Annotated in this window: 12 protein-coding genes; 6 read left to right on the top strand and 6 right to left on the bottom strand. The window is 68.1% G+C overall.

Going from position 1 to position 10,046, the window contains the following annotated elements:
• Window positions 1-235 precede the first annotated feature (235 nt).
• A complete protein-coding gene (locus tag VFP86_01290; protein HET8998260.1) occupies window positions 236-1,057 on the top strand; it encodes a class I SAM-dependent methyltransferase in 822 nt (273 codons plus the stop codon).
• A 19-nt stretch (window positions 1,058-1,076) separates the two neighbouring features.
• Window positions 1,077-1,568, top strand: a complete 492-nt coding sequence (locus tag VFP86_01285) for a cold shock domain-containing protein (GenBank protein ID HET8998259.1) — start codon at window positions 1,077-1,079, stop codon at window positions 1,566-1,568.
• A 64-nt stretch (window positions 1,569-1,632) separates the two neighbouring features.
• Here the strand turns inward: VFP86_01285 and VFP86_01280 are convergent, their stop codons facing one another.
• The 6 genes from VFP86_01280 to VFP86_01255 form a co-directional block, all read right to left on the bottom strand.
• The gene (locus VFP86_01280) at window positions 1,633-2,553 is read right to left on the bottom strand and encodes a glycine betaine ABC transporter substrate-binding protein (protein ID HET8998258.1); all 921 of its coding nucleotides are present in this window, start codon (window positions 2,551-2,553) and stop codon (window positions 1,633-1,635) included.
• Window positions 2,554-2,611: 58 nt separating this feature from the next.
• The gene (locus VFP86_01275; protein ID HET8998257.1) at window positions 2,612-3,277 is read right to left on the bottom strand and encodes an ABC transporter permease; all 666 of its coding nucleotides are present in this window, start codon (window positions 3,275-3,277) and stop codon (window positions 2,612-2,614) included.
• Between the two features lie 9 nt (window positions 3,278-3,286).
• A complete protein-coding gene (locus tag VFP86_01270; GenBank protein HET8998256.1) occupies window positions 3,287-3,979 on the bottom strand; it encodes an ABC transporter permease in 693 nt (230 codons plus the stop codon).
• On the bottom strand, window positions 3,963-4,970 hold the full coding sequence (locus VFP86_01265) for an ABC transporter ATP-binding protein (GenBank protein HET8998255.1): 1,008 nt from the start codon (window positions 4,968-4,970) through the stop codon (window positions 3,963-3,965). Before VFP86_01265 ends, VFP86_01270 begins: the two co-directional genes overlap by 17 nt.
• Window positions 4,971-5,095: 125 nt before the next feature.
• Window positions 5,096-6,046, bottom strand: a complete 951-nt coding sequence (locus VFP86_01260; protein ID HET8998254.1) for a DMT family transporter — start codon at window positions 6,044-6,046, stop codon at window positions 5,096-5,098.
• Between the two features lie 7 nt (window positions 6,047-6,053).
• Entirely contained in the window at window positions 6,054-7,079 is a 1,026-nt protein-coding gene (locus tag VFP86_01255; protein HET8998253.1) for a TIGR03617 family F420-dependent LLM class oxidoreductase, read from the bottom strand.
• 69 nt (window positions 7,080-7,148) lie between these two features.
• On the opposite strand from VFP86_01255, the gene VFP86_01250 reads away from it, so the two are divergent.
• From VFP86_01250 to VFP86_01235, 4 genes are all read left to right on the top strand, one after another.
• Window positions 7,149-7,880 carry an ABC transporter ATP-binding protein gene (locus VFP86_01250; GenBank protein HET8998252.1) on the top strand — a complete coding sequence of 244 codons (732 nt, stop codon included), beginning with the start codon at window positions 7,149-7,151 and terminating at the stop codon, window positions 7,878-7,880.
• Complete coding sequence (locus VFP86_01245; protein ID HET8998251.1) at window positions 7,877-8,677, top strand: ABC transporter permease; 801 nt, start codon at window positions 7,877-7,879, stop codon at window positions 8,675-8,677. The genes VFP86_01250 and VFP86_01245 overlap by 4 nt, the downstream gene beginning before the upstream one ends.
• A 2-nt stretch (window positions 8,678-8,679) precedes the next feature.
• The gene (locus VFP86_01240; protein HET8998250.1) at window positions 8,680-9,540 is read left to right on the top strand and encodes a PfkB family carbohydrate kinase; all 861 of its coding nucleotides are present in this window, start codon (window positions 8,680-8,682) and stop codon (window positions 9,538-9,540) included.
• 9 nt (window positions 9,541-9,549) lie between these two features.
• Window positions 9,550-10,046, top strand: a 497-nt coding sequence (locus VFP86_01235) for a DUF72 domain-containing protein (GenBank protein HET8998249.1), incomplete at its 3' end; no start/stop codon positions are given.

Genomic DNA, 10,046 nt, shown 5'->3' with positions numbered 1-10,046 from the left:
CCGGGATCATGAGTTCGAGCGGTCGTTCCGCCATATAGGAGCCTCCTCGCTGGTAGACCGATGCTTCCGTTTCGTGGGAAGGGGGTGGGGCTCCTGTCATTGCGGCCGTGGGTGTCCCCACGCGGAAGCTGTGCAGCAGTGATCACCATCGTGGAGGACAAGTTTCACGTCCAGCATAACCTGTCGGGTGCCCATGGTCGGAGGTGATATGCCACGCCGAAGACGCAGCGGTATTATGCGCGCAAGAAAGCAGGCGGGTAACCGCGGTGCGCGTCCCCGGGAGGCTCCGTCCACGTGGGGCTGGACGGAAGCCGACTCGGAGGCGTTCGGCGCGGTCGCAGAGATTGCCGTGCCCTCGCGCCGTGTGCAAATCGGGACGTTGACGAGCCTCATCCCCGCGGAGCGGAGGGAAGCGTTCACCGTCGTGGAGCTGGGCGCCGGTCAGGGCGCCCTGGCCCGGGCCGTGCTCCGCGCGTTTCCTTCGTGCCGGTACATCGCGCTCGACGGCTCCGCACGCATGCGCTCCGCCCTCCGGACGACCCTCCGCGCGTTCGGGCGGCGCGCGGCGGTGGGCGAGTTCGAGCTGGCGGATACCGCCTGGCGCAGAGCGCTTCCACGGCCCCTGCGATGCGTCCTGGCCTCCCTGGTCGTGCATCATCTCTCCGACGCCGAGAAGCGGCGGCTGTTTACCGACGTGGCGGCGCGCCTCGAACGCGGCGGCGCCTTTCTATTGGCCGATCTGGTGCTCCCGGTGAACGCGCGTGCCCAGCGGCTCTTTGCCGACCAGTGGACCGATGTTGCGCGTGCGCAGAGCCGCGGCCGGCGCGGGGGAGCCGCGGCGCTCCGGCGGTTCGTCCGAGGCGGATGGAACTATTACGCGGTGAGCAAGCCCGATCCGTACGACCAACCGGCCCGTCTCGCAGAGCAATTGCAGTGGCTGCGGGAGGCGAGTTTCGCCCAGGTCGACTGTTACTGGATGCACGCGGGGCATGCCATCTTCGGAGGGTATCTTGGAGAGGATGGCGGCCGGGACGTCGAAGAAAGGACCCGCGTCTGAGGCACGGCGGAGGGGTATCGTGGCGAAGGCAGGCAACTGGAGAGGCCGGCGGGTACGGAGGGACACGCCGCCGTCGCGGCCGCGCCGTCCGCGTCCTCCGCACACCGAGCCGGGAGACCTCATGGCCCGGCTCGACCGTCTGGAGTCGGTGGTGCGGGCCATTGCCGCGCACCTTGGGATCGAGGCGTACGCTTCCCGGCAGGGCGGCACGTCGAGGGGCGAGGTGCCGCGGGACGCGCCCCGCCGCGACGCGCGCGAGTCCGGGGCGGAGAGCGCCCATACGGTCGTCCGAACCGTCGCGCGCAGACTGTCCGGCCGCATCAAGCTGTACCATCCGGAGCGCGGGTACGGGTTCGTGGTGAGCCCGGGGCAGGCGGGCGAGGTGTTCTTTCACCGGAGCGACTGCCGGACGGACCCGGCCACCCTCGAGCCGTCGGCCGCCGTGACCTTCGACCTCGCGGAGATGGCGAACGGGCACGTCAAGGCGGTCAACCTCACCGGCAGCGCGTAAACGAAGCGGCCCTCCCGTCCATTGGACGCGGAGGGCCGCCGGAGCGGGGCCTTCAGGCGATCGCTTACAGGAGGCCCTGGCTCTTCAACCAGGTGGTGGCGACCTCGGTCACCGTCTTGCCGTTTACGACCTGCAGCTGCAGCTGCTGGCTGACTTCTGTCGTCAGCTTCGGCGCGACCTTGTTCAAGGCCGTCGCGATATCGGGCGCCTTGGCGAGCGTGGCGTCCCGCACGATCGGCGCCGGGAGATAGATCGGGAACAGGTTCTTGTCGTCCTCCAGCAGGACGAAATTGAACTTTGGGATCAACGCCATCGTCGTGTAGCAGACGTTGAAGTCCGCCTTGCCCTCTTTCACCGCATCGAAGGCCAGGGCGACCTGCACCACGGTGATCTTACCGAACGTAAACCCATAGGTGGGCTTGAGGCCCGGGAGCACGTTGGGGTCGCTCGTCCCGTCGGGCGGGGAGGCCACGGTCATCTTGGGGGCCAAGGAGGCGAGCTCTGAAATCTTGGTGACGTGCAGCTCACTCGCCTTTTGCTTGGTGGTGCAGATGCCGTAGGTGTCGTTCAGCGGCGATTTGTCGAGCCAGGTGATGTGGAACTGCTTTTCGTAGCCTTCCTTGACGAGCTGATAATCCTTTTCCGCGTCGTGCGTGGTCTTCATCTTCAGGTGGGCCAATCCGGTGGCCGTGAATTCCGGATACAGGTCGATCTGCCCGGTGGTAATCGCGCTGTGCACGATGGCGTTGGTGCCGAGCCGCGCCTTTTCGGTGACGTTGAATCCGGCGTGGCGCAGCAGCAGCGTGTAGATCTTCGTGAGCAGCTGGGCTTCCGTATCGGTCTTGCCGCCGATCGTGAGGTGAATCTTGCTGTTGTCGGCCATGCTGGCGCCGGACCCCGCGCTCCCGGCGGCCAGGACGACCGCGGCGCCGATCACGCATAGGGACACAAACTTGATCCACGATAACTCTTCCCGTGTCCGCATTGCTCTCCCCCTCACTCGTGAGTTGTGTGACGGCCTCGCCTGTTCCCCATCCCTCCTTTCATCGCGTTCCGTCGCCCAGCGGTTGTGCGCGAAGCCCGGCGGGCGTCACCAACCGCTGGACCCACCCAAGGCCCAATTCTACCATGAGCGCCAGCGCAGCCACGGGGACGGCGCCGGCGAGGATCTGGACCACGTCCACCTGATAGAGCCCGGCCAGAATGTACTCGCCGTACCCCCCGGCGCCAATGATCGCCGCGAGCGTGGCCGTGGCCACGATCTGAACGGCCGAGGTGCGGACGCCGGCGGCGATGACGGGCAGCACGAGCGGGGCCTGGATCCGGCGGACGATCTGGCTCTGCGTCATGCCGATGCCTCTCGCCGCGTCGACGATGACGGGGTCGATGCCGCGGATCCCGGTGTACGTGTTCAAGAGGATCGGCGGGATCCCGAGCACCGACAGCGCGACCAGGGACGGGGTAAAGCCGATCCCAAGGTAAGGCAGCGCCAGCGTCAGAAACACGATCACCGGCACCGCCCGCATGAGGCCGCTGAGGTTGACGGCCGCGAACGCCAGGACCGGACGCCGCGCCACCGCGACCCCGAGGGGTACCCCGATCGCGATCGCCAGCACGATCGAGGACGCGCAGAGGTCGATGTAGCTCAGGCTGTGATCCAGATAGCGGTTCGCGGGCGCCGTCACGAATTGGAGAAGCCCTGACAGCATCGTCGTCCGCTACGCCGTCGAAATGGGCCCCCGCCCCCGGTTGAGGGCGGTCTGCAGGGCGAGGAGGAGCAGGTCGGCCAGGACGGCCAGGACACCGATCACGATCCCGCCGCCCACGACCTCGTCGTAGTTGACGTTCTGCAGGCTGGCGAAGACGAGATCCCCCAGCCCTCCGGCTCCGACCAGGGCGCCCAGCGAGGCAATGCCGATCGTCGTCACGGTCGCAACGCGAATGCCCGCGACGATGATCGGGAGCGCAAGCGGGGCCGTGATTCGCCGGAACACCTGGCCGCGGTTCATCCCCATGGCGCGCCCCACATCGAGCAGGACGGGGTCGATGCTGTTGACGGCCGCGACGGTGTTGCGAATCAGGACCAACTGTGCGTAGAGCACCAGGGGAATGATGATCGTGGTCGTCCCGAGGCCGGTGACGGGAACCAGGAAGCCCAGCAGGGCGAGTCCGGGGATCGTGTAGAGGAAACCGGCGACCGTGATGACGGGCAGGTAGAGCCGCCGGCGCCGCGCGATCCAGACGCCGAGGGGCAGGGCGATGATCAGGGAGATCGCCATGCTGACGCCGACGATGGTCAGGTGCTGGACCAGCAGATTCGGGAGGCTGCCGGTATCGGTCAAGTCGTAGCTGCGGGGGTCCAGGAGGTAGTGCATCGCCGCTACGCGGTCGCCGTCATTCCGCCGCGCCATCGTGGGGCGCGCCGATCGCCCTGGCGTTGGCGATCTCACGGTTGATGCTCGACAGGGTCACCCGCCCGAGGAGTCCGCCCCCATGCGCATCGTAGACCGCGAGCGCCGGCGCATTGGTCTCGATCAGCGTGAGCATCGCCTGGAGCAGCGTCGCATCGGACGGGCACCGTTCCGCCGCCCGCTCCGTTCGGCCCGGCGGTCCCGCGCCGTTCGGGTCGAGCGCCATCGTCACCGGCAGGTATTCCAGCTGCCGGAGAACGCTGTCGGCACCGACCAACCGGCGGACGAAATCGTTTGCGGGGTTCGAGAGCAGCTCGACGGGCGTCCCGAGCTGGACGAGCTTCCCTTCGGAGAGGACGGCGATATGATCGCCGAGGCGGAACGCTTCCTCGACGTCGTGGGTCACGAAGAGAATCGTCTTGCGCACTCCGCGCTGGATGCGGAGCAGCTCCTCCTGCATGCGGGACCGGGTGATCGCGTCCAGCGCGCCAAACGGTTCGTCCATCAGCAGAATGCCCGGATCGGTCGCGAGCGCCCGGGCCAATCCCACGCGCTGCTGCTCGCCCCCGGACAGCTGGCGGGGGAACCGATGCCGGTACTCATCCGGAGGGAGGCTGACGAGCCGCAGCAGCTCGTCCACCCGGCCGGCCATACGCGCGCGCCCCCACCCGGCGATCTCCGCGGTGACGCGAATGTTCTCGGCGACGGTCATATGGGGGAACAGCCCAACCTGCTGGATCACATAGCCGATCCGGCGTCGCAGCAGGATGGGGTTCTCTTCGAGGATGTTGTGCGCGTCGATGAGAATCGCGCCCGACGTCGGTTCGATGAGCCGGTTGACCATCCGGAGGAGCGTGGTCTTTCCCGAGCCGGAGGTCCCGAGGAGCATGCACACGGTGCCCTCCGGGACCTCGAACGTGACCCCGTCGACCGCCGGCCGGCTGGCTCCCGGATACTGCTTCGTCACCGTGTGAAAGGCAATGGTCGCCATGTCGTCGAGACCGCTCGACCCTCGTCGCGGATGAGATGAGTGGGTGTGGGGGAGGCGGACCTCTGCTGCGTTCGGATCTTTAGACAAGAGTATATGGAACCGGGTCTCGGAATGCAAAGCCTCCCTCAGGGAGAGGCGCCCCGCGGAGACCGTGCGTTGCGCCGGCCGGATGCGCGGGCGGGGACCGGCGTCGCGGGGAGCGCCCGGTATGCGATGACGATGCCTGCGATGATGAACCCCGAGGCGAGGATCTGCACGACGGTCACCCGTTCGTGCAGGACTAGGCTGCCGAGGAGCATCCCGAAGATCGGCAGGAGGTTGTTGAACATCATCGCATACGACGCGCCGAGGTCCCGCACGGCGGCATTCCAGCACGCGTAGGCGATGGCGGACGGCCCGATCGCGAGATAAGCGAGGATGGGGAGGTGGGCGCGTACTGTGTACAAAAGATGCGGCGGGTGCTCGAGCGCGATCGCCCCGAGCAGGAACGGAAATCCGGCCAGCATCGCGCCGGCCGTGATCCACAGGGGAGCCAGATCGCGGCTCACCTGCTGCACGCCGAGGTTGTAGAACCCCCACGTCACCATGCTGGCGATCACGAACAAGGCGCCGGGATCCATCTCGAGGTGCCCGCCGGTCCCCGCACCCAACGCCGTTACAGCCGCCGCGCCGATCGCCGAGATCACAAGGCCCACGAACAGTCCGCGCGAGAAGGGGAAGAAGCCGGCGGCGACCGCGAGCCCGGCGGTCACGAGCGGGCTGGCCGCGTTGAGGATGATCGCGTTCGTCGCCAGGCTCCAGTGGAGTGCGAGATACGTGAGGTACTGGCTCGCAAAAATCCCCAAAAAACCGAGGACGGCCAGCTGGCGGAGGACGGGACGGGCGGGGCGCGGCCATCCCTGGGTGACCAACAGCCACCCCGCGAGCGGCACGCCGGCAATGAGCGCCCGGCTCGCCGAGATCGTCGCGGGGGTCACCGAGTCGCGGAGCAGGCGGCCGATGATGTAGTTCGTGCTCCAGATCGAGGTTGCGGCGAGGGCGTACAGCTGCCCCCGGAGCAGCGCGCGCGAGATCATGCTCAGGTCATCCGCTGTGGAAGCCGGCGACCAGGCGGCGCCACTTCGGGAGCTCCGCCTGGGCAAACGGCCGGTAACAGGCCACGCGGTCCAGGACGCCGGCGTAGCGGCGCCTCAACTGCCGGCCGACCTCCTCCCACGAACCGCGGATGACCACGGCGTCGAGCAGCTCCTCCGGCACCTGCGCCGCCATCTCGTCCCACTTCCGCTGCGCGGCCATCCGCTGGAGTCGCCCGGCGATCTCGTCCCAGCCGTGCGTCCGAAGCACGATCTGATACGTGGGGGTCGAGGCGTAGAACGCGATCTGCGCGCGGGCGCGGGTGCGCTCTTCCAGCTGCTCCTCGGCCGTGTCGCCGGGGGCAACGAACACCGGGGCGACGAGTTCGATGGCATCCCGGTGCCGCCCACCGGCCTGGAGCCCTCGCGTAACGTTCGGGTGCACGACCGACGTCACGTAGCGCACGGTATGAAACGGGTGGACATGAAACCCTTGGGCGACCTCCCCGGCCAGCCGGCACAAGAGAGGATTGACCCCGGCGATGTACACCGGGATCGCCGGATGATCGATCGGGCCCGGGTTGAAGAAGGGGGTCATCAGGCTCAGCCGGTAATAGCGGCCCTCGACGCGGAGCGGTGCGTCCTCCTGCCACGATCGCCACACCGCCCGCATCGCCTGGATGTACTCGCGGAGTTTGGGGACCGGGGGATCCCACGGCACGCCGAACCGCCGCTCGATGTGGGCTTTCACCTGCGTGCCCACCCCCAAGATGAACCGGCCGCCCGACAGCGCGGCAAGGTCCCAGGCGAGGTGCGCCATCACGGTCGGGCTGCGGGGAAACGCGATCGCGACGCTGGTCCCGAGCAGGATGCGCGAGGTCGAGGTGGCCGCCAGCGTCAGCTTGATAAACGGGTTGTGTTTCGTCTCGTTGGCCCACAGCGCGGCAAACCCGGCGTCCTCCGCGGCCCGGGCGGCGGTTCCGGCGCCGCGCAGATCGTCCATCGGAAGGGCCGCGTCGAGCACGATCTCGCCCACGAGCAGTCACCCCCGGTCCTGAGTGTATAATGCTGGTGTGCTGCCGTCACGCGGCTCTTCCTCGCCGTCATGAACGTTATCAGCGTCGAGCACCTGACCAAACGGTTCGGGTCCGTCACGGTGGTCGACGACCTCACATTCGCCGTGGCCCCCGGCGAGATCGTCGGGTTCCTCGGGCCGAACGGCGCCGGCAAGACCACGACGCTGGCCATGCTGCTGGGGCTCCTCCTGCCGACGTCCGGTCAGGTCCAGGTGCTCGGGCTGCCGATGCCGGCGGCGCGACAGCGGATTCTCGCGCGCGTCAACTTCACGTCCCCGTATGTAGCGCTGCCGGGGAACCTGACCGTCGACGAGAACCTGAGCGTGTTCGCCCATCTCTATGGAGTCCGCGACGCCCGGCGGCGGATCGACGGTCTCTTGGCTCGGTTCGGGCTCACGGAGATGCGGCGCCGTCCCACGGGTCGACTCTCCTCCGGGGAAGGGACGCGCCTGGGTCTCGTGAAGGGGCTGCTCAACGATCCCGAGGTCCTCTTTCTGGACGAACCGACGGGCAGCCTCGACCCCGACAGCGCCGACCGCGTCCGGGAGAGCCTGCGCGCGACCCGCACAGAACGGCGGATGACGATCTTCTACACCTCCCACAATATGCAGGAGGTCGAGCGGCTGAGCGACCGCATCCTCTTTCTACACCGGGGCCGCCTGATCGCCGACGGCGCGCCGGGCGACGTGCTGCGGCGATTTGCCAGGGCCACCCTCGAAGAGATGTTCCTCGATGTGGCGCGACACGGGGCGGCATCGTGAGGAGCCTCAGCGCCGAGCGCATCTTCGCCCTGCTGCTGCGGCAACTCTACCTGTATCGCCGCAGCATGATCCGGATGCTGGAGATCATCTACTGGCCCGTCATGGATCTCCTGGTCTGGGGTTTCCTCAGCGTCTACATCGGCCGCCTGCGTGGAGGGGGGGCGCTCGCCGTCGCCTTCCTCCTGGGGGGCTTGATCCTGTGGGACATCTTCTTCCGCGCCCAGCAGGCGATCTCGGTATCGTTCCTCGAGGACATCTGGACCCGGAATCTCATCAACGTCTTTGTGAGCCCGATCAGCACCCTCGAGTTCATTTTGGCGATGCTGCTGCTCGGCGTGATGAAAGTGATCGTGACCGGGCTGTTGCTGTCGGCCCTGGCACTCGCGCTCTACACCTTCAATATCTTTCAGTACGGCCTGCCGCTCATCCCCTTCGTGCTCAACCTGCTCCTCTCGGCCTGGGGCATCGGCGTGATTACCACCGCGATGATTCTGCGGTTCGGCCAGGGCGCCGAGACGCTCGCGTGGGCGATTCCGTTCCTCTTTCAACCGTTCTCGGCGGTGTTCTATCCGGTCGCGGTCCTGCCGGCGGCTCTCCGGCCGGTCGCGCTGGCGTTGCCGACCACGCATGCCTTCGAGGGGATGCGGATGGTCCTCAGCGGAAGCGGGATCGCATGGGATCGTGTGGGGTGGGCCCTCGGAGAGAATGTCGTGTTGCTGCTCGTCGCCGCCGCGGTGTTTGCCATCGTGATGCACGTCGCCCGTACCCAGGGACTGCTCCTCAGGGGGGAGGGATAGGCGTGGCCCGGGTCGCGGTCCTCGGCTACGCCTGTCTGGACCACCGGTTCTGGGCGGCGGAGTTCCCTCCGGTGCGGGCGCGGACCCCGGTCACCGCGCATCGCACCGATGTCGGAGGGCCGGCCGCGGTGGGCGCGGTCGCCGTGGCGCGCTTGGGCGGGGAGGCGATCTTCGTCGGCAGGCGGGGAGACGATGCGACCGGGGAGCAGGTCGCTGCGCTCTTGCGGGCCGATCGCGTCGACACCCTCGCGTTTCGGGCGTGTCCGGGAGCCCGCACGCCGGTGAGCGGCATTCTCATCGACCGGGACGGCGAGCGCTATATCTTCCCGTATCTTGGGACCGCGCTGCCCGAGGACCCCGGGTGGCTCCCGCTCGACGCGCTCGAGTCGGCGGATGCGGTGCTCGTCGATGCCCGATGGCCGGCGGGCGCGATTCTGTTCGCCGAGGCGGCGCGCCGGCGCGAGCTCCCGGTGGTGCTGGATCTCGATCAGGATACGCCGGAGGCCTGGCGGCTCGCGCATCTCGCGACCCACGTCATCGCCGACGAGGAGCTGGCCACCGCGTGCGGCGGGGTGGAGACGATGTTGAAGCGCGTCTCCGATCTTGGCGTCTGGGGCGCGGTGACGCTCGGGGCCGGCGGAGTGGCGTATCCGGGCGGGAGCGTCCCCGCGTTTCGAGTCACGGTCCGAGACACCACGGGCGCCGGGGACGTCTTCCACGGGGCGTTCGCGCTCGCCATGGCGGAAGGCCAGGACGAAGGATACGCGATCACATTTGCCTCCGCGGCGGCCGCGCAGCGCTGCGCGCTCGCCGACGTCCCGACCCGCCGGGACGTCATCCGGTTCCTCGAGCGAAGAGGGTAGCCGGCGCCGATGCCGCCCGGTTCGTCTGTGGAGCCTCCTCGCGACCCCGGCGCCGGCGTCCTCGCCGGCACGTCCGGGTTCGCGTTCGCGGAGTGGAAGCCCGGGTTCTACCCCGCGGACCTCAAAGGGGACCGCATGCTCGCGTTCTACGGCGAGCGCCTTCCGACCGTGGAGATCAACGTGTCGTTCTACCGGATGCCGACCACCAAGATGCTGGAGGATTGGAGGGCGCAGAGCCCACCGTCCTTCCGATTCGCGATCAAGGCGCACCGCCGGATCACCCACTCCAAGCGGCTCCGCGACGTGGACGATGATGTCCGCTGGCTGCACGAACGCGTCACCGAGCTCGGCGAGCGTCTCGGGCCGGTGCTCTTCCAGTTGCCGCCGTCGCTGCGCTGCGACCTCGCGCTGCTCGAGAGTTTCCTCTCCACGCTCCGGCCGCTCCCGTACGTGGCGATGGAGTTTCGGCACGCCAGCTGGCATCAGGACGCGGTCTATGATCTGCT

Source organism: bacterium, from assembly GCA_035703895.1.
Taxonomy (GTDB): domain Bacteria; phylum Sysuimicrobiota; class Sysuimicrobiia; order Sysuimicrobiales; family Segetimicrobiaceae; genus Segetimicrobium.
Note: the sequence above shows the minus strand (reverse complement) of the source record. Positions and strands in the feature narration are given on the sequence as shown.